The following is a 19740-nucleotide window of genomic DNA, read 5'->3' on the forward strand; positions in this document are numbered from 1 at the left end:
AACCCAAACCCGTCAGTGGAACAACGCGGCTTGTTAGCGGCGCAGGCCCAGACGCTCGATCAGAGCGGCGTAGCGCGACTGATCCTTCTTCTTCAGGTAGTCGAGCAGACGGCGGCGCTGACCGACCATCACCAGCAGACCACGGCGGGAGTGGAAGTCCTTCTTGTGGCCCTTCAGGTGATCCGTCAGGTTGCTGATGCGCTCCGTCAGGATCGACACCTGGACCTCGGGCGAACCGGTGTCGTTGGTGCCGCGGGAAAATTCCTTGATCAGCTCTTGCTTGCGCTCGGGCGTAATCGACATCGGGGTCTCCTAAATCACGTGAGGTTGAGCACGCGCACCGGACGGACCTCCGCCCCCTCGACACGGGCCAACGCCACCGGCGTTCCGCCGAAAAGCGCAATGACGGTGCCATCCCCACCGTCAGCACCCTGAACCGCCATCAGGCGGTCACGGTCCTGCCGGGTGAGGAGAGCGACCGTCTGGCCGTGCCTCAGTCGGTGCGCTTCCGCTTCCGTCAGGGCCAGCGCCGGGATGTCGTCCAGCGCGGTCTCGATCGGCAACAGAAGTCGTTCGACGGCCGCACCTTGCTCCATGGCGGCCAGTTCGTCCAGGGAAATCGCGCGCTCCAGCGTGAAGGACCCGACGCGCAGACGGCGCAGCAGCCCGACATGGCCGACCGTGCCGAGCGCTTCCGACAGGTCGCGGGCCAGCGAGCGGACATAGGTCCCCTTGCCGCAATCGACCTCGAACACCGCATGGTCGGCGTCCGGCTCCTCGACCAGCTCGAAACGGTCGATGCGCACGGTGCGGGCGGCCAGATCGACCGCATCGCCTTCGCGCGCGATGTCGTAGGCGCGCTCGCCGTCGATCTTGATGGCGCAGAACTGCGGCGGAACCTGCTGGATCTCGCCCAGGAAGGCGGGCAGGGCGGCGCGGATCGCCTCGGTCGTCGGCCGGTGGTCCGAGCGGGCGACCACCTCGCCCTCGCGGTCGTCGGTGGTGGTGCGCTCGCCCCAGCGGATGGAGAAACGGTAGGTCTTGGCGCCGTCCATGGCATAGGAGACGGTCTTGGTCGCCTCGCCCAGCGCGATCGGCAGGATGCCGGTCGCCAGCGGGTCCAGCGTGCCGCCATGCCCGGCCTTCTCGGCGTTCAGCAGGCGGCGCACCTTCGACAGCGCCTGGGTGGAGGTCATGCCTTCCGGCTTGTCCAGCACCACCCAGCCATGGATCGGCGTGCCCTTGCGCTTACGAGCCACGACGGCCGCCCCGGCTCTCGTCGTCGCTTTCGCCCTTATCTTCGTCGTCGAGCATCGCCCGGTCGTCGTCGAGGTCGTCGTCCTCATCCGCCTCGTCGGGGCCGAGATCGTCATCTTCGTCCCAGGAATCGTCCTCATCCTCGTCATGGTCGTCGTCGCCGTTGACGCGGCTCAGGGGATGGCCGCTCAGGTCGCGGGCGACTTCCGGGCTGTGCAGGATGCTGTCGATGCGGTGGGCGTAGTCGAAGGAGGTGTCGCCCTCGAAGCTCAGCGTCGGGGCGTGGCGCAGGTTGACCATGCGCGCGACCTGTCCGCGCAGGAAGGCGGCGGCCCGCTTCAGGGCGACCTGGGCCTCCTCCATCCGTTCGCCGCCCAGCGTCGAATAGAAGACGGTGGCGTTCGACAGGTCCGGGCTGATCCGCACCTCGGTGACCGTGACGTTCAGCGAGGCCAGCTCGGGATCGTGGAAGTCCCCCCGGCGGAACAGATCGGCCAGGGCGTGGCGCAACTCCTCGCCGACGCGCAGTTGCCGTTGGGACGGGGGCTTGCCGGCGATGAACGCGCCGCGCTTCTTGCTGGCCATGATACGTGTCTTTCGTCGATGTCTGGCGCCGGGCCGATTCAGCTCTCCGGCCGATCACACACATATGGGAGCCGCCGGTCTCCCACCTCAACCGCCTCCCACCGAGCGGAGGCAGGGTGGTGGCGATCACCCCAATATAGGAACAGGGCGCAGGACTGATCCCGCGCCCCTAAAAGCGAAGAAGGCCGCCCGATCCGTCCCGGCCGGATGCCGGAAGGGATCGGGCGAACCGAACAGGTCAAAGCTCGCGGGCGATTTCCTCGATCTCGAAGGCTTCGATCTGATCGCCGGCCTGGATGTTGTCGTAGTTCTCGAAGGCCATGCCGCACTCGTAACCCTCGCGGACGTCCTTGACTTCGTCCTTGAAGCGCTTGAGCGTCTTGAGCGTGCCTTCGTGAATGACGACGTTGTCGCGCAGCAGGCGGACGCCGGCGCCGCGCTTGACGGTGCCCTGCGTGACCATACAACCGGCGACCTTGCCGACCTTCGTGATGTTGAACACCTCGCGGATGGTCGCGTAGCCGATGAAGCGTTCCCGCAGCGTCGGAGACAACAGACCGGTCAGCGCCGCCTTCACGTCGTCGATCACGTTGTAGATGATCGAGTAGTAGCGGATTTCGACGCCGTCGCGCTTGGCGAGGTCGCGGGCCTGCGGGTTGGCGCGGACGTTGAAGCCGATGATCATCGCGTTGGACGCATTGGCCAGCGTGATGTCGGACTCGTTGATCGCACCGACCGAGTTGTGCAGGACGCGGACCTTGACCTCGGTGTTCTCGGCCGTGAGCTTCTCCAGCGAGCTGGCGATGGCTTCGATCGAGCCCTGCACGTCGCCCTTGATGACGACCGGCAGTTCCTTGGCCTCGCCGGCCTGGATGCGGCTGAACATGTCCTGCAGCGAACCGCGGGCCGAGGCCGCCACCACCGCTTCGCGCTTCTTGCGCTGGCGGAACTCGGCGATCTCGCGGGCACGGGCTTCGGACTCGACGACGGTGAAGTCGTCGCCGGCCATCGGCGTGCCGTTCAGGCCCAGGACCTCGACGGGGACGGCCGGGGCCGCCTCGTTGACGGTCTGGCCGCGGTCGTTGATCAGGGCGCGGACGCGGCCCCACTCGGCGCCGGTGACGAACACGTCGCCGACCTTCAGCGTGCCGCGCTGGACCAGCACGGTGGCGACCGAACCACGGCCACGCTCCAGCTTCGCCTCGATGACGACGCCTTCGGCGGCACGCTCGGGGTTGGCCCGCAGCTCCAGGATTTCGGCCTGGAGGAGGATGGCCTCTTCCAGCTTGTTCAGGTTGCGCTTGGCCTTGGCCGACACTTCGACGTCGAGAACGTCGCCGCCCATCTCCTCGACCACCAGCTCGTGCTGGAGCAGTTCCTGGCGGACACGCTCCGGCTTGGCGTCGGGAAGGTCGCACTTGTTGATGGCGACGATGATCGGAACCTTGGCCGCCTTGGCGTGGCGGATGGCCTCGATCGTCTGCGGCATGACGCCGTCGTTGGCGGCGACCACCAGCACGACCACGTCGGTGACGTTGGCGCCGCGGGCACGCATTTCGGTGAAGGCGGCGTGGCCCGGCGTGTCGATGAAGGTGATCTTCGCACCCGACTCCAGCTGCACCTGATAGGCGCCGATGTGCTGGGTGATGCCGCCGGCCTCGCCCGACACCACGTCGGTCTGGCGCAGCGCGTCGAGCAGCGAGGTCTTGCCGTGGTCGACGTGGCCCATGATGGTGACGACCGGCGGACGCGGCACCAGGATGGCGCCCTCTTCCTCGGTGGCACGCAGGCCGATCTCGACGTCGGATTCCGACACGCGGCGGACGCGGTGGCCGAACTCGGTGATGACCAGTTCGGCGGTGTCGGCGTCGATGGTCTGGTTGATGGTCGCCATCACGCCCATGCGCATCAGCGCCTTGATGACGTCGGCGCCACGCTCGGCCATGCGGTTGGCCAGCTCCTGGACGGTGATGACTTCCGGCAGCACGACGTCGCGGGTGACCTTCGCCGTCTCCTGGCGGCTCATCTGGCGCAGGCGTTCACGCTCGCGGGCACGGCGGACGGCGGCCAGCGACCGGGTGCGGTCGCCGCCATCGTCGCTGAGCGCCTGCGAGACGGTGAGCTTGGTGCCCTTGCGGCGGTCGGCGCCGGCGGGAGCCTTGGCGGCCGGACGGGCCGGAGCGGCCTTGGCCGGGGCGCCACCACGGCCACCCTTGCGGCGGTTGTCCTCCTCCTCCTCGACGGCGCGGGCCGGCGGGGCACCGGCGCCCGGCAGGGTGCGGCCGGGAGCGGCGTCGCCGGCCGGACGGGCGGAGGCACCGCCGGGGCGCTGGTCCCCGGCCGGACGGGCGCCGGCGGGGCGGGCACCGTCGCGGGGGGCAGCATCGCGGCCACCGTCACGGTTGCCATCACGGCGGGCCGCAGGTTCGGCGTCGCGGCGCTTGGCCTCCTCGGCTTCCTTGCGCTTGGCCTCTTCCTCCTTGCGGCGGCGTTCGGCCTCCTCGGCGATCTTGCGCTCCTCCTCCTGGATGGCGCGCATCTCGTCCAGCTCGCGCTGGCGCAAGGTCTCGGCATCCAGGATGATCGGCGGAATTTCCGGCTGGGCCGCAGTCGGCGCCTCGGCTGCTGCTGCGGCGGCGGGGACTGCTGCGGCGGTATCGGCAGGAGCGGCCGCCTCTTCGGCGGCGCGTTCGGCGGCCTCTGCGGCGCGGGCTTCGGCGCGGGCCGCTTCTTCCTCGGCCTCGATCCGGCGCTGCTCTTCGAACGCCGCGGCGCCACGAAGTGCACGCAGGCGCGATTCCAGCTCCTCACGGGTCAGCTGGCGCCCGGCAGGAGCACCGCCGCCGCGGGGCCGCTGGCCCGCCGCACCGCGGATGGGCAAGCCCTGGGCAGCCTGACGGGCGGCGGCGCCGCCGTCGGCAACGCCGGGCACGGCGCCCTTTTCAACATGACGCTTGCGCTTGACCTCGACGGTCACCGCTTTTGACCGGCCATGGGAGAAGCTCTGCCGGACCTGGGTCTCGACCGGCTTCTTCGACTCCAGCTTTCCTTTGCTGGCGCCGGTTAGGTGCAAGACTTTCTTCTGGTCCTGGTCGTTGCTGTCGGTCATCGGTTCCCGAATGGTCAGACGTTACATCGCAGGCCGGCCGGCCGTATCGCCGACTCCCAAGCCCTTATCAGATTCCTGGTGCGCGTCCCGGTCCCCAAGGGGACCTTTCAGGTCCAGGTTCCCAAGGGGACCTTTCAGCCCCCTCAGGCGTGCCGCATCGCGGGCCAGCCCTGCGGCCAGCCTGCCTCGCGCCACCACGGCGTGCACCGCGTGATCGCGTCCGAGCGCCGCGGCCAAGGCCGAGGACTGGAACAGATCGATCACCGGCAGCGACGGCGCGAGCGCCGTCACCTTGCCGCGTTGGTCCAGCGAGCCGTCCGCGGCTTCGACCAGCAGGGCCGGCGGGGGACCCGCACGGCCGACCTGGTTGGCCCTCAACGCCTCGCGCACCTTCTCGTACCCCGCCAGGACGTGGCCGGCACGGCGGGCAAGGCCCAACGCATGCAGACAACGGCGTTCCAGCAGCCGTTCCAGCCTTTCGGCCAGATCTGGCGGTAGCTTCACCGCCCGACGGGCCGCCTTGGCGAAAACGGATTTGCCCAAGGCCTTCGCCAGGGCATCCCGGTCGGCCGTGACCCAAAGGCCGCGGCCGGGCAGACGTTCCTCCAGGTCGGGAACCACCTCGCCGTCGGGGCCGATCACGAAGCGGATCATGCTCTCCTTCGGCCCCACCGTGCCCGACGCGATGCAGCGGCGCAGAGGCCCCTTCTCGTCGTCGGCCGGCAGGCGGTCCGTCCCGGCACCGTCGTCCGGTGCTAATTCCTGATCCGGCACCGCATCCGCGGCGGCGGTCGGTGTCCGTTCGTCGTTCCGTTCGGTCATCCGATCGTCATCCGCTCGCGCGGTCCCGAATAATCGTTCCTGTCGGGCGTAGTTCCAACCGGCATTGCTGCCGGTCAGGCCTGCGCGCCCTGACCATCGGCATTGCCGTCGGCCGAACCGTTGGTGGCCGGAGCCGCGGCGGCGCCGTCCTGTTCCTCACCCTCGAACCAGTGGGCGCGCGCGGCCATGATGATCGCGTTCGCCTCCTCTTCCGAGGGAGCGTCCTTGGCGCCGTCCTTGCTCAGGATCTCGACCAGCTCGTCGCCGGCCAGATCGGCCAGATCGTCCAGCGTCTTCACGCCGTTCTCACCCAGCTTCACCAGCTGCGTGGCGCTGAAGCCGGTCAGCTCGGCGACGATGTCCTCGACGCCCAGCTCAAGACGGCGCTCGTTCGCCTGCTCGTCCTGAACTTCCAGGAAGGCGAGGGCGCGCTGCTTCAGCTCGTCGGCGACCGACTCGTCGAAACCTTCGATTTCGGCCAGTTCCTCGGTCTCGACGAAGGCGATCTCCTCGACCGAGGTGAAGCCTTCGGCCACCAGCAGGTGGGCGATCACGTCGTCGACGTCCAGCGCCTGCATGAACAGGGCGGAGCGGCTGTGGATTTCCTCGGACCGGCGCTCCGACTCCTCCTGTTCGGTGAGGATGTCGATGTCCCAGCCAGTCAGCATCGAGGCGAGGCGCACATTCTGGCCGCGGCGGCCGATGGCCAGCGACAGCTGGTCGTCTGGCACCACCACCTCGATGCGGCGGTTGTCGTCGTCGAGCACGACCTTGGCGACTTCGGCCGGGGCGAGCGCGTTGACGACGAAGGTCGCCGCCTCGCCCGACCACGGGATGATGTCGATCTTCTCGCCCTGCAGCTCGCCGACGACGGCCTGGACGCGGCTGCCGCGCATGCCGACGCAGGCACCGACCGGGTCGATCGAGCTGTCGTTGCTGTGGACGGCGATCTTCGCACGGCTGCCCGGATCGCGGGCGACCGCCCGGATCTCGATGATGCCGTCGTAGATTTCCGGCACTTCCTGGGCGAACAGCTTCGCCATGAACATGGGATGCGTGCGCGACAGGAAGATCTGGGGCCCGCGCGGTTCCTCGCGGACGTCGTAGATATAGGCGCGGACGCGGTCGCCGTTCTTGAAATGCTCGCGGGGCAGCAGCTCGTCGCGTCGCAGGATCGCTTCGGCGCGGCCCAGATCGACGGTGACGTTGCCGTACTCGACGCGCTTGACCAGACCGTTGACGATCTCGCCGTTGCGGTCCTTGTACTCGTTGAACTGGCGCTTGCGCTCGGCGTCGCGCACCTTCTGCACGATCACCTGCTTGGCGGTCTGGGCGGCGATGCGGCCGAAATCGATCGGAGGCAGCGGGTCGACCAGGAAATCGCCGATCTTGGCGCCGGCCTTGCGGCGCTGGGCGTAGGGCAGGGTGACCTGCGTCGCCTCGTTCTCCACCGTTTCGACCACCTCCAGGTGGCGCGTCAGATGGATGTCGCCGGTCTTGCGGTCGATCCGGGCGCGGATGTCGTGCTCGTGGCCGTACTTGGAGCGGCCGGCCTTCTGAATCGCCTGCTCCATCGCCTCCAGGACTTCGTCCCGGTCGATGTTCTTTTCGCGGGCGACCGCGTCAGCGACTTGCAGCAATTCCATCCGTTACACTTCCTGGCTCGGTCTTGTGTGATGCCGGTCTTGCGTGATGTCCGGTCGTCTCGGCGGGATGTCGGTTCGGCTTTCGGGGGCGGGCATCCTGTCGGCGTGTCCTTGGCGGACCCCGGCCGTCAGTTCTGCGGGCCCTCCTGCTGCTCCTGGCTGGCGCGGATCAACTCGTCCGTCAGCACCAGCTTGGCGCGCAGGATGTTGTCGAACTCCAGCCGGGCCGGTCCCTGTTCGGTATCGACGCATACGAGGCCGTCCTCGACGCCCTTCAGCATGCCCTTGAAACGCTTGCGGCCATCGATGGCCATGCGGCTCTCCAGCCGGGCTTCGAAGCCGGCGAAGCGCTCGAAATCCTTGAGGCGGGTCAGCGGCCGGTCGATGCCGGGCGAGCTGACCTCCAGCGTGTAGGCTTCGCGGATCGGGTCTTCCACGTCCAGCAGGGCCGAGACGGAACGGCTGATGTCGGCACAATCCTCGACGGTCATGGGCGCGCCGTCGGCGCGCTCCGCCATGATCTGGAGAACCGACCGCTGGCCGCCTGAGATCTGAACGCGCACGACCTCATAGCCCATGGCTTCGACCGACGGCGTGATGATCTGTTCGATGCGACCTGTAGCGTCCATTCCACCTGACCCAAAGCCTGCGGCCGGGATCGAACCGGACGAGGTTTCCACAACAGAAGGTTCAACAAGCGCGCGCTTCCACACGCTCATAAAAAAATAAGTGGGCAAAAGCCCACCCGCAAAGCGTCTCGCCGGCCCGGTTGCCCGGGCCGCCGATCCGTATGGGTTCTCAGAGGGTGAATATAGCCATTCCAACCGATGCCGCAAGCCTTTTCCGGGCCGATCATCGTAACCGGCCGGATTCTCAAGCGGAGCGGGTATGCGTCAGCGCCGCGGGCGGCGGACGAAGCGCATGAAGACCGGCTTGCGGCCGGCGGCAACGGCCTTCTCCTCGTAGCGGGTCGCCGGCCAGTCCTCTGGGCGGATGCGCCAGTCCGACGGGCGGCGCGCCGTCCATTCGAAATCGGGATGCTTCACCGTGTGTTCGAGCATCCAGCGCACCAGACCCATGTCGTCGCTGGCCAGCCGCAGCTCGGCGCCATCCTTCAGCACGCGGGCCAACCGCGGCAGGTTCTCCGGTCCGATGAAGCGGCGGTCGGCATGGCGCTTCTTCGGCCAGGGGTCGGCGAAGAGAACGAAGGCGCGGCCGATGGAGGCGTCGGGCAGGGCGTCCAGCAGCGGCCGGGCGTCGTCGGGCTGGATGCGGACGTTGCTCAACCCGCCGTCCTCGACCATGCCCAGCAGGCCGGCGATGCCGTTGAGGAAGGGTTCGGCGCCGATGATGCCGACATCCGGATTGCGCCCGGCCTGCCAGGCGAGATGATGTCCCATGCCGAACCCGATCTCCAGCCAGACCTCCCGTTTCGGGCCGTCGAACAGGCCGGCCGGGTCCAGCCGGTCGCCGGGCTTCGGCAGCGCGATCTGAAGCTGCGGCAGCAGGGTATCGATCAGCTCCGTCCGGCGTTTGCGCAGCGGCCGGCCCTTGCGGCGCCCGAACAGGCGGTTGGAGCTTTCGGAAAGGGATCCGGAGGTGCTGTCGTCGGTCATGTCGGAACGCTGCGTGAAAATGAGGAAAGCGCAAAAGAAAGCAGGGGCCGTTTCCAGCCCCTGCCGTCTTTTCCGCATCGGCTGCGGATATTATGCCGCGAAGGCGCCTTAGAGGAAGGCGTTCCGCAGGTCGCCCACCAGATCGGTCTTCTCCCACGAGAAGCCGCCATCCACCTCCGGCTCGCGGCCGAAATGGCCGTAGGCGGCGGTGCGGGCGTAGATCGGCTTGTTCAGGCCCAGATGCGTGCGGATGCCGCGCGGGGACAGGTCCACCAGCTGCTGCAGCACATCGGACAGACGGTCCTCGTCGACGTTGCCGGTGCCGTGGGTGTCGACATAGACCGACAGCGGCTTCGACACGCCGATGGCGTAGGAGACCTGGATCGTGCACTTCTCCGCCAGCTCCGCCGCGACGACGTTCTTGGCGAGGTAGCGGGCGGCGTAGGCGGCCGAGCGGTCGACCTTCGTCGGATCCTTGCCGGAGAAGGCGCCGCCGCCGTGCGGAGCGGCACCGCCGTAGGTGTCGACGATGATCTTGCGGCCGGTCAGGCCGGCGTCACCGTCCGGGCCGCCGATGACGAAACGGCCGGTCGGGTTGACGTACAGGTTCTTATCGTCGCACATCCAGCCTTCCGGCAGGCAGTTGACGATGTGCGGCAGGACGATCTCGCGAACGGCGTCCTGGTCCAGCCCCTCGGCATGCTGGGTCGACAGCACGATGGCGGTGGCGCGGGTCGGGCGGCCGTCGATGTATTGCAGGGTGACCTGGCTCTTGGCGTCCGGGCCCAGCTGCGGGGCGGCGCCGGAATGGCGCGCCTCGGCCAGCGACTTCAGGATGGCGTGGCTGTAGTAGATCGGCGCCGGCATCAGCGCCGGGGTCTCGCGGCAGGCATAGCCGAACATGATGCCCTGGTCGCCGGCACCCTCGTCCTTGTTGCCGGCGGCGTCGACGCCGACGGCGATGTCGGCGGACTGGGAATGGACGAAGCACTTGACGTCCATCTTCTCCCAATGGAAGCCGTCCTGCTCGTAACCGATGTCCTTCACCGCGGCGCGGGCCACCTCGACCAGCTGGTCGGCCTTGATGCTGTCGGGGCCGCGGACTTCGCCGGCCAGAACGACCTGGTTGGTGGTCGCGAGCGTCTCGACGGCCACGCGGGCCTGCGGGTCGTGCGAAAGATAAAGATCGACGATGGCGTCGGAAATGCGGTCGCAGACCTTGTCGGGATGACCTTCCGACACGGACTCGCTGGTGAAGACGTAGTTGAGCTTTGCCACGGGAAACCTCGGCATTCGGCGGCACGCTATTTCATGAGCCGAAACGGCAGACCGGTACAGCGGCCGCAGACACCGGTCCAAAACCGGTTTTGACAAGGAATTCACCCGCGGTCAAGAAGACTACCAGCGGTAAAGCAACGGACCGATCAGCGCACACGCCACACGAAGGGGGAGCGCGGCTGCGCCGCACCATCCCCATTCGGTGGGTATCGCACGCTTTGCGTCAACCGGCAGGATTTACTCCGCGGCTTCCGCAACGGCGGCGCTGGCGACCGCTTTCGTCAACTCGAACAGGCGCTTGCGGACCGACGGGTCGCTGATCTTGTAATAGGCGCGGACCAGTTCCAACGTCTCGCGCTTGGCCATCGGATCGGGCTCGTAGGCGCCGGCGGAGCGCTCGTCCGACGCGCCCGCCTCATCGTCATCCTCGACACGGGCGGCGGCGGCATCGGCCGGCATGTCGTCGAAGAAGAAGGACACCGGCACGTCGAGCACGCGGCTGAGATCGAACAGGCGCGACGCGCCGATGCGGTTGGCGCCGCGCTCGTACTTCTGCACCTGCTGGAAGGTCAGGCCGATGGCCTCGCCCAGCTTCTCCTGGCTCATGCCGAGCAGCGTGCGGCGGAGACGGACGCGGGATCCGACATGGACGTCGATGGGATTCGGCTTTCCGGTCTTCGGACGGCCCGCACCCGCACGGCGCCCGCGCGGCGCCCCAGTTTCAGTCTGCATCTCGTTTATCCCTGCAACGGTTGTGCAACCTAGTTACGACATATCCACGTATGCAGTCAAGCCCGCTCCGGTCAAGCCGGATACACGAAATTGTTCTGCCTGTGGCGGGCTTATTGCCCGTAATGCTGCTTTACCGGTGATATCGCGAGGCCAAGGCCACCAGAAAACAGCCCAGAAGCCCTATGACGAAAATCCAGTCGCCCATGCGGGCATAGGCTGTGACGCCGTCTGGAGCTTTCGGCAATGTGGTATCGATGAAACCCCGCTCACCCAGTCCGAGCAAGTGTCTCACACGTCCGTAGGAATCCACCACCCCGGATATTCCCGTATTCGCCACCCGGACCAGCGGCAGCCCTTCCTCCACGGCGCGGACCCGATTGATGGCGAAATGCTGGTGGGGGCCGGCGGTGCGGCCGTACCAGGCATCGTTGGTCAGGTTCAGCAGCCATCGCGGCCGGTCGGCCGTGTCGACCACCGCGGCGGGGAAGATGCTCTCGTAACAGATCAGCGGGCTGAAGGGCGGCAGGCCGGGCGCTTGGGCGCCGAGATGGAGGGTGCGTGGCCCCGGCCCGGCGGAGAATTCCGCCCCGTTGCCGGCGATGGCGCCGACCGGCAACCATTGCCGCAACGGCATGTACTCGCCGAAGGGCACGAGGTGGAACTTGTCGTAGCTGGCGACCGCGGCGCCGCTGCCGTCCACCGCCACCATGCCGTTGTAGTAACGCCGCTCGCCGTCCTCGCCGACGGTGGTGCGGGGCGCTCCGGTGATCAGCAGCCCGCCGGGCGGCGTCACCGACGCCATGGCCTGCCGCACGCGGGCGTCATCTTCGATGAAGAAGGGGACGGCGGTCTCCGGCCAGATGATCACGGTGGGCGGCAGGGCGGCGGGATCGGCGGGAGGTTCGGCCGACAGGGCGAGGTGGCTCTGGAAATTCTGCACCCGCTCGCCGGGCGCCCATTTCAGCCGCTGGTCGATGGCCGCCTGAACCAGCCGCAGCCTGACGCCGGGCACCGGCTCGTCAACGGCGCCCGCCATCCTCCAGGCACCCCAGCCGCCGAGCGCGGCCAGCAGAGCCAGACCGGCGGCGACACCGGCCCAGGCACGGAGCGGCGTGGTGGCGCGGTCGGGCAGGGCGGCCGGCAACGAGGCCACCAGCACCGTGACCAGCGTCAGGCCATAGATGCCGAACAGCGACACGCTCTGCAGCACCGGCAGCACCCCGACCCAGCCATAGCCGATCAGGTTCCATGGGAAACCGGTGAAGACATGGCCGCGCAGCCATTCCCACAGGCACCAGCAGGCGGCGAACAGCAATGCGCGCGCCAGCCCGGCGCCGAAGCCGCGACGGCGCAGCAGGTGGAAGGACAGGGTGGCTCCGCCGCTGAACATCGCCAGCAGGATCGGCAGACCGGCCGCCGACAGCGGCAGGGCCCACCAGAAGCGCTCGATGTCGGTGAACAGCGCGGCACTGATCCAGTAGAGCCCGAGCAGATGATGGCCGAACCCGAAGAACCAGCCGACCGCGAAGGCGCCCTTCTTCGTCTCGACCCCGTCCAGCAGCCAGATCAATCCGGGAAAGGCCAGCAGCAGCACCGGCAGCAGATCGACCGGCGGCAAGGCCAGCGTGGCAAGCCCGCCCAGCGCCATGGCGGCGGCCGCCCGGTGCCATCCCGTCAATGCGGACAGCCGTGCGGAGACACGGCCCAGCCGGGCCGGGACGGGCAGGGTGTCGGTTACGGTCAAGGCTGAAACTCCGGCGGCGGCAAAGGCAAGCGGCGCCATAGGTAATGTCGCCCGGCTGGAGCGCCAAGGTTCTTGTGGGCGGGGCTGGGTTGTGGAAGAGGGGACAGTGCAGAGCGCCCCTCTCCGTCTTTCAGGCCATCGACTTTCAGGCCGTCGCCGCCAGTTTGGAGCTGTTGGCCGGAACGTTGTGGACGCGCAGGCGCTTCAGGCGGCGGGAGTCTGCATCGACGATCTCGAACTCCAGGCCCGAGGGGTGGACCAGCCGTTCGCCCAGGCCCGGCACGCGGCCGGCGATGGAGACGACAAGGCCGCCGAGCGTGTCGATGTCCTCGCGCTCCTCCTCGGTCAGGACCGGGCCGACCCGGTCTTCGAAATCCTCGATGGGCAGGCGGGCGTCGGCGATCAGGCTGCCGTCGGGGCGTTCGACCAGCCGCGGGGCCGTGGCCTCGTCATGCTCGTCCTCGATCTCGCCGACGATCTCCTCCACCAAATCCTCGATGGTGACGAGGCCGTCGATGCCGCCGAACTCGTCCACCACCAGCGCCATGTGCTGGCGGGTCTGGCGCATCTGCACCAGCAGGTCGAGCACAGGCATGGAGGGGGCGACGATCTTCGCCTCGCGGATGATGCCGGTCAGATCCGGCCGGTGGCGCAGGCCCTCGGGCGAGATCGCCTGCTTCGCCAGCAGGGTCAGCACATCCTTGATGTGGATGATGCCGACCACGTCGTCCAGCGTCTCGCGGAACACCGGCAGGCGGGAATGGCCTTCCTCGGCGACGCGCTGGACCAGGGTGGGGAAGGGCGTCTCGATCCCGACCGCGATGATGTCGGCGCGCGGCACCATCACGTCGGCGACGGTGCGGTCGCGCAGCTTCAGGATGTTGGTCAACAGCGCACGCTCGCCGGATCCCAGCGAATCCTCGCCGTCCTCGCTGGCGGCATCGTTCAGGCCGGCGATCAGTTCCTCGATCGTGCCGCGCAGGGAATTGTCCTCGCGGCCGCCCCAGACGGTGCGGAGCCACCCCTTGAACAGGTGGCCCAGGGAATGGTCTTCGGCCCCGTGGTCATCACGGGGCGTGCGACTGTCGGATATTTCGCTCATCGGTCCGGCGGTTGGTGGTTGGCGGCGTAAGGATCGTCGATTCCGAGGCTGGCAAGCAACCGGGTTTCCAGCGCTTCCATCTCCTCGGCCTCGTCGTCCGTCTCGTGATCATAGCCCAGCAGATGCAGAACACCATGCATCACAAGGTGAGTCAGATGGTCTTTGAAGTTTTTCCGCTGTTCGGAGGCTTCGCGGGCGACCGTTTCATAGGCCAGGATGACATCGCCCAGCATGACGGGCGCGCCGTCCTGCGCTTCCGGCTCCTCCGCTTCGGTGAGGGCGAAGGACAACACGTTGGTCGGCTTGTCCTTGCCGCGATACTCTCGGTTCAGCCTGTGGACCAGCGCATCGTCGGCCAGGACGACCGACAGCTCGGCCGGTCCTTCCTCGTCGTCATAGGCGGCACCCAGGGCGGCAAGCGCCGCGCGCTCGGCCAGCCACTCGGCGTCCTCGGCCCAGTCGCCGGCTTCACGTGAAACAGTGATGTCAACGGCGCTGGTCATTCCTCTTCCCCAACGATACCTGCCTCGCGGTCGGTCGTTTCGGATGCCGAACCGCTACGGCGGGCTTGCTTGCGCGCTGCCTCGCGGGCGTCGGCCTGGTCATAGGCGCGGATGATGCGGGCCACCATCGGGTGGCGGACCACGTCGGCGTCGGTGAAGCGGACGAAGCGCACGCCCTCCACCCCGCGCAGGATGTCCAGCGCGTCGCGCAGGCCCGAGCGGGTGCCCGACGGCAGGTCGATCTGGGAGATGTCGCCGGTGACGACCATCCGCCCGCCTTCGCCGAGGCGGGTCAGGAACATCTTCATCTGCATCGGCGTGGTGTTCTGCGCCTCGTCCAGGATGACGAAGGCGTTGCCCAGCGTCCGGCCGCGCATGAAGGCCAGCGGCGCGATCTCGATCTCCCCGGACTCCAGCCGCTTCTTCACCTGTTCCGCCGGCAGCATGTCGTGCAGCGCGTCGTAGAGCGGGCGCAGGTAAGGATCGACCTTCTCCTTCAGGTCGCCGGGCAGGAAGCCCAGCCGCTCGCCCGCCTCGACCGCCGGCCTCGACAGCACGATGCGGTCGACCTGACCGGTTGTCAGAAGGGCCACCGCCTGCGCCACCGCCAGATAGGTCTTGCCGGTGCCGGCCGGACCGAGCCCGAAGACCAGTTCGCTTTCCGCCAGGGCCTGCAGATAGGCGGCCTGGGTGGGAGACCGCGGAATGATCGGGCCGCGCCGGCGGGTGCGCAGCGCGATCTCCGCCCGGGTGATCGTCGCCTGCTGGCCGGGAGCGCGGGACTCCTCGCCCGAGGCGACCCCGGCGAAACCGGGATCGGCGGTCGCCATGCGGACGGCGCCGTCGACTTCGCCCCCGTCGATGGTCTGGCCGCGGGTCAGCCGCTGATACAGGCCGTTCAGCGCCGCCTGCGCCGTCTCGGCGGCGTCGGGCGGACCGGAGATGGTCAGGGTGTTGCCGCGCGAGATCAGCGACACGCCCAAAAGGGACTCGATGCGGGCGAGGTGGCGGTCATGCTCCCCGTACAGCATCGGCAGAAGCCGGTTGTCATCGAATTGAACGTCGATGCGCCGTTCGGGCAGACCGTTCAAGCGCTTGCCTCCAAGGTTACGGCAGGCTGTAGGGGAGAGGCGGTGATGTATTCGCCGGTCACCACCGTGCCGGCGAGGCTGTTGGCCAGCGCGGCGTCGACCCGCACCTCGACGATGCGGCCGAGCAGCCGCTCGTTCGCCTCGGCATGGACCGACTGCATCCACGGGCTGCGGCCCAGCAGCTGGCCGTCGCGGCGGCCGACCCGGTCGAACAGGACCGGCACGCTGCGTCCGACGAAGCCGTGGTTGAAGGCGACCTGCTGGGCGTTCAGCAACTGCTGCAGCGCCGCCAGACGGGACTCCTTCACCTCTTCCGGCAGCTGGGCGCCGTCGACGGATGCCGGCGTGCCGGGGCGCGGGCTGTATTTGAAGGAGTAGGCCTGGGCATAGCCGATGTCGGTGACCAGCTTCAGCGTTGCGGCGAAATCGGCATCGCTCTCGCCGGGGAAGCCGACGATGAAGTCGCCGGACATCGCCAGATCGGGTTTGGCGCTGCGCAGCCGGTCGACCAGACGGCGATAGTCGTCGGCGCTGTGCTTGCGGTTCATCGCCGCCAGGATGCGGTCCGACCCGGCCTGCACCGGCAGATGCAGGTAAGGCATCAGCTGCGGCACCTCGGCATGGGCGCGGATCAGGTCGTCGGCCATGTCGCGCGGGTGCGACGTGGTGTAGCGGATGCGCTCCAGCCCGTCGATCTCGGCCAGCTCGCGGATCAGTCGGCCGAGGCCCCAGGTCGAGCCATCCGGCCCGTCGCCGTGCCAGGCGTTGACGTTCTGGCCCAGCAGGGTGATCTCGCGCGTGCCTCCGGCGACAAGCCGTTTTGCTTCCGCAACGATCTGCTCGGCAGGGCGGGAGAACTCGGCGCCGCGGGTGTAGGGCACGACGCAGAAGGTGCAGAACTTGTCGCAGCCCTCCTGCACCGCCAGGAAAGCGGAGACGCCTTGGGATCCCGCCTCCTCCGGCAGGAAGTCGAACTTGGATTCGGCCGGGAAATCGGTGTTCAGCACGCTGCCGGCGGCGCGGCTGGCCTTCGCTACCATCTCCGGCAGGGTGTGGTAGGTCTGCGGGCCGAAAACCATGTCGACGAAGGGGGCACGGGCGACGATCTCCTCGCCTTCGGCCTGGGCGACACAGCCGGCGACCGCCAGGATCATCCGGCCGTCCTCGGTCTCCGCCTTGCGGTCCTTCATCTGGCGCAGGCGCCCCAGCTCGGAGAAGACCTTTTCGGCCGCCTTCTCGCGGATGTGGCAGGTGTTCAGGATCACCATGTCGGCGCCGTCCGGCTCATCGACCGGTTGGTAGCCCAGCGGTGCCAGGACATCCGCCATCCGGGCGGAGTCATAGACGTTCATCTGGCAGCCCCAGGTCTTGATGAACAGCTTCTTGGTCAACCCGCACCCTTCCGCTTGGAACCAAAACGAATAGCGCGCTCACGATGTTGCGTGGCGCGCGGCGCGCCGTCCGTCCGGCGTCGCTCCTGAAAAGATGGTATCGCGTGTGGGGCGAATCGAGTCAATCCCGCTTCGCCCCACCCATGCGTGCAAGACCCCGGTCTGCGCGATGGGGTTCGGTCACGCCGTTCCGGCCTGCAGCCCGCCGCGCCAGAACCAGTCGGTCCGCCGCACGCGGTCAGTCCAGAGTCGCTCCGCCGCCGTCCGTGCGAAAAGGGCGCTGAAAGGGACGGGGGGTTCTCCGGTCTGGATGCCGGCCGGCATGTCGAGGGACTGCGCCAGCACCGGGGTGGCGCCGACGGTGCCGTCCTGCGCGCCCACCGGTTCCGGCCTGCCGATCATGCCGGCGGCGCCGGACAGCGCGCCTTCGACCAGTTCCAGGCCCAGCAGCCGGTTCATGTCGACCGGACCCGGCATCTCCATGCCCAGCGTCAGGGTGCGGGAGAAGCCGAACCGCTCGTAATAGGGGGCGTCGCCGACCAGGATCACCGACTTGTGGCCCAGCGCCACCGCCTTGTTCAGGCTCATCCGGATCAGCTTGCTGCCCAGTCCGCTGCCCTGCAGATGGGCGGCGACGGCGATGGGGCCGAGCAGGATGGACGGGGTGGCGCCGCCGACCAGGATCGGCCAATAGCGGATGGTGCCCACCACCACCTCGCGCCCATGCTCGTCATGCTCGATGGCGACGAGGTTCAGGGCGGGGATGGAGTCGATGCCGTCGCGCAGCCGGTAGGCGGTCTTGGAAAAGCGGTCGGGGCCGAACGACGCGTCCAGCAGGGCTTCGATGGCGGCGGCGTGCTTCGGCTCTTCGACGGTGATGATCATGCGTGGGGCTCCCGGCGGGAAGAAGGTCTTCTCAGAAGTCTTCTGAAGGGCGGATCGCGCCGCCGCCGGAAGGCCGGGGGTGTCAGGTCCCCGATGTGCCTTTGGCGTCCGCACGCGACCCAAGGACGGCCGCAACCGCGATGCGCGGTGCGAGGCTCCGTCGTCGGATGCGAAGGGCGTGCGAACGGGACATGGACAAGGCTCATCGGCCGTTGCTGGGACTTGCGCATATATCATCGTCGTCCCTCCGTCGCAAGACCGTGGAGACCCGGGGACTGTGCATGACTGTATCGATCCCGGTGCGTGGATGTCGCAGCTTTGTCCGGCCGGGTTCTGGACAGTGGGGAAGGCCGACTTTATTCTGCGCTGAACCGCCGCCCAGCCACCCGGACCCCCGGCCGCCAGTCCTTTTTCGGCCGGCCCCGTCCTCGGATCGTCTGCCAGGATCGCCAGACATGTACACTGCCGTCACCCATGACATCCGCGTCACCGTCCAGCCCGTGTTCCTGGAAGACCAGTCGGCCCCAGCCGAGAGCCGCTTCGTCTGGGCCTACCATGTGCGCATCGAGAACGAGGGCAGCGAGACGGTCCAACTGCGCACCCGCCACTGGCGCATCACCGACGCCATGGGCCGCGTGCAGGAGGTGCGGGGCCCCGGCGTGGTCGGCGAGCAGCCGGTCCTGGAGCCCGGCGACCATTTCGAATACACCAGCGGCACGCCGCTGGGCACGCCGTCCGGCATCATGGCCGGCACCTACGGCATGGAGGGGGCGGATGGCCGCGCGTTCGACGTGACCATCCCGGCCTTCTCGCTCGACAGCCCGCACCAGCCGATGCAGCTGAACTGATCGGACGACCCGACCGACCGGCAAATCCGACGCACATGAATAGTACAACGGAATTTGTGTATATATGGGAAGAAATTAACACTCAGCTTTGACAATCCGCATGGCTGTCCGTACTTTATCCATCGCTTGACGACCATGGGTCCGACCCTATCTACCGGCTTCCGAATGGCGCCCGGAGACGGATACCGGGCGGAAATGGGAAGGCGGACGCCGCCACTCCGTTCATGGATTAGGTGCTTTTCGTCTTGCGAGCCGTTCGGCTGATCCGCCGAGGCATCGGCTTCGTACTGACGCTGGACACTATGGGCGTGTTGCGCGACAGCTCTCGGTTCACGGCAACCGGCTTCGCGCAGGGCGTTTCCCAGTATTGGAAAGGATGTTCCCGTGACGGCTACCAAGACCCCGCACGTCAACCCCCCGGCGGTCGACAATGTGCTTCGCGGCCCCGGACTGTCCCGGCCCGACACCATCGCCCGTCCGTCACGCGCCGAAGCGGAGGAAGCCGTGCGGACCCTGATCCGCTGGGCCGGCGACGATCCGGCGCGCGAAGGTCTGGTCGGCACGCCCGACCGCGTCGTCCGCTCCTACGACGAGTTCTTCGCCGGCTATCGCATCGACCCGGTCGAGATCCTGTCGCGCACCTTCGAGGAGACCGACGGCTACGACGAGATGGTCATTCTGCGCGACATCCGGGTGGAGTCCTACTGCGAGCACCACATGGTGCCGATCATCGGCAAGGCCCATGTCGCCTATCTGCCGCGCCGCCGCGTCGTCGGCATCTCCAAGCTGGCGCGTCTGGTCGAGGCCTATGGCAAGCGCCTGCAGATCCAGGAGAAGATGACTGCCCAGATCGCCAACACGATCGACGAGGTCCTTCAGCCCGAAGGCGTCGCCGTGGTGGTCGAGGCGCAGCACCAGTGCATGACCACCCGTGGCGTCCACAAGACCGGCGTGACCATGGTGACCAGCCGCATGCTGGGCGCCTTCCGTACCGATCCCTCCACCCGCCGCGAATTCCTGACGATGATCGGCAATCCGTCCTCGCGCGGCGGCGAATGACCATCTCCCTCTCCCGCAATGGGAGGGGGCTTTACACCCATCGCAGCGCCTGCCAAGCTCCCGCCGCTGTTT

Annotated in this window: 18 protein-coding genes; 2 read left to right on the forward strand and 16 right to left on the reverse strand. The window is 67.9% G+C overall.

The features are described from left to right. Positions 1-33: 33 nt before the first annotated feature. The 16 genes from rpsO to A6A40_RS12480 form a co-directional block, all read right to left on the reverse strand. Entirely contained in the window at positions 34-303 is a 270-nt protein-coding gene (rpsO, locus tag A6A40_RS12405) for a 30S ribosomal protein S15 (RefSeq protein WP_063635662.1), read from the reverse strand. Between the two features lie 14 nt (positions 304-317). Further along, positions 318-1259 (reverse strand): tRNA pseudouridine(55) synthase TruB, encoded by a 942-nt coding sequence (gene truB / locus A6A40_RS12410; protein ID WP_063635663.1) that lies wholly within the window; start codon positions 1257-1259, stop codon positions 318-320. After that, entirely contained in the window at positions 1249-1842 is a 594-nt protein-coding gene (gene rbfA, locus A6A40_RS12415; protein ID WP_063635664.1) for a 30S ribosome-binding factor RbfA, read from the reverse strand. The genes truB and rbfA overlap by 11 nt, the downstream gene beginning before the upstream one ends. A gap of 238 nt (positions 1843-2080) precedes the next feature. Next, positions 2081-4951 carry a translation initiation factor IF-2 gene (gene infB / locus A6A40_RS12420; RefSeq protein WP_063635665.1) on the reverse strand — a complete coding sequence of 957 codons (2871 nt, stop codon included), beginning with the start codon at positions 4949-4951 and terminating at the stop codon, positions 2081-2083. A gap of 21 nt (positions 4952-4972) precedes the next feature. Beyond that, positions 4973-5773, reverse strand: a complete 801-nt coding sequence (locus A6A40_RS12425; protein WP_063635666.1) for an RNA-binding protein — start codon at positions 5771-5773, stop codon at positions 4973-4975. 74 nt (positions 5774-5847) lie between these two features. Further along, complete coding sequence (gene nusA, locus A6A40_RS12430) at positions 5848-7419, reverse strand: transcription termination factor NusA (RefSeq protein WP_063635667.1); 1572 nt, start codon at positions 7417-7419, stop codon at positions 5848-5850. A gap of 128 nt (positions 7420-7547) precedes the next feature. After that, the gene (rimP, locus tag A6A40_RS12435; RefSeq protein ID WP_063635668.1) at positions 7548-8048 is read right to left on the reverse strand and encodes a ribosome maturation factor RimP; all 501 of its coding nucleotides are present in this window, start codon (positions 8046-8048) and stop codon (positions 7548-7550) included. A 264-nt stretch (positions 8049-8312) separates the two neighbouring features. After that, on the reverse strand, positions 8313-9035 hold the full coding sequence (trmB, locus tag A6A40_RS12440; protein ID WP_063635669.1) for a tRNA (guanine(46)-N(7))-methyltransferase TrmB: 723 nt from the start codon (positions 9033-9035) through the stop codon (positions 8313-8315). A gap of 108 nt (positions 9036-9143) precedes the next feature. Next, a complete protein-coding gene (gene metK / locus A6A40_RS12445; protein WP_063635670.1) occupies positions 9144-10313 on the reverse strand; it encodes a methionine adenosyltransferase in 1170 nt (389 codons plus the stop codon). A 237-nt stretch (positions 10314-10550) separates the two neighbouring features. Next, positions 10551-11045, reverse strand: a complete 495-nt coding sequence (locus tag A6A40_RS12450; protein WP_063635671.1) for a helix-turn-helix domain-containing protein — start codon at positions 11043-11045, stop codon at positions 10551-10553. 130 nt (positions 11046-11175) lie between these two features. Next, positions 11176-12789 (reverse strand): apolipoprotein N-acyltransferase, encoded by a 1614-nt coding sequence (gene lnt / locus A6A40_RS12455; protein ID WP_063635672.1) that lies wholly within the window; start codon positions 12787-12789, stop codon positions 11176-11178. A 145-nt stretch (positions 12790-12934) separates the two neighbouring features. Next, the gene (locus A6A40_RS12460) at positions 12935-13891 is read right to left on the reverse strand and encodes a hemolysin family protein (RefSeq protein ID WP_063635673.1); all 957 of its coding nucleotides are present in this window, start codon (positions 13889-13891) and stop codon (positions 12935-12937) included. Further along, positions 13888-14394 carry an rRNA maturation RNase YbeY gene (ybeY, locus tag A6A40_RS12465; RefSeq protein WP_063635674.1) on the reverse strand — a complete coding sequence of 169 codons (507 nt, stop codon included), beginning with the start codon at positions 14392-14394 and terminating at the stop codon, positions 13888-13890. The genes A6A40_RS12460 and ybeY overlap by 4 nt, the downstream gene beginning before the upstream one ends. After that, positions 14391-15485 carry a PhoH family protein gene (locus tag A6A40_RS12470; RefSeq protein WP_063635675.1) on the reverse strand — a complete coding sequence of 365 codons (1095 nt, stop codon included), beginning with the start codon at positions 15483-15485 and terminating at the stop codon, positions 14391-14393. The genes ybeY and A6A40_RS12470 overlap by 4 nt, the downstream gene beginning before the upstream one ends. Beyond that, the gene (gene miaB / locus A6A40_RS12475; protein ID WP_082860806.1) at positions 15482-16876 is read right to left on the reverse strand and encodes a tRNA (N6-isopentenyl adenosine(37)-C2)-methylthiotransferase MiaB; all 1395 of its coding nucleotides are present in this window, start codon (positions 16874-16876) and stop codon (positions 15482-15484) included. Before miaB ends, A6A40_RS12470 begins: the two co-directional genes overlap by 4 nt. Positions 16877-17056: 180 nt before the next feature. Further along, positions 17057-17761, reverse strand: coding sequence for a GNAT family N-acetyltransferase (locus tag A6A40_RS12480; protein WP_063635677.1), 705 nt, complete (start codon positions 17759-17761; stop codon positions 17057-17059). 455 nt (positions 17762-18216) lie between these two features. Here A6A40_RS12480 and apaG point away from each other — a divergent pair, with 455 nt between their 5' ends. Then, complete coding sequence (gene apaG / locus A6A40_RS12485; RefSeq protein WP_063635678.1) at positions 18217-18609, forward strand: Co2+/Mg2+ efflux protein ApaG; 393 nt, start codon at positions 18217-18219, stop codon at positions 18607-18609. A 432-nt stretch (positions 18610-19041) separates the two neighbouring features. Beyond that, positions 19042-19668, forward strand: a complete 627-nt coding sequence (gene folE / locus A6A40_RS12490) for a GTP cyclohydrolase I FolE (protein WP_174718521.1) — start codon at positions 19042-19044, stop codon at positions 19666-19668. The last annotated feature ends 72 nt before the right edge of the window (positions 19669-19740 follow it).

Source organism: Azospirillum humicireducens (genome assembly GCF_001639105.2).
Lineage (GTDB): Bacteria > Pseudomonadota > Alphaproteobacteria > Azospirillales > Azospirillaceae > Azospirillum > Azospirillum humicireducens.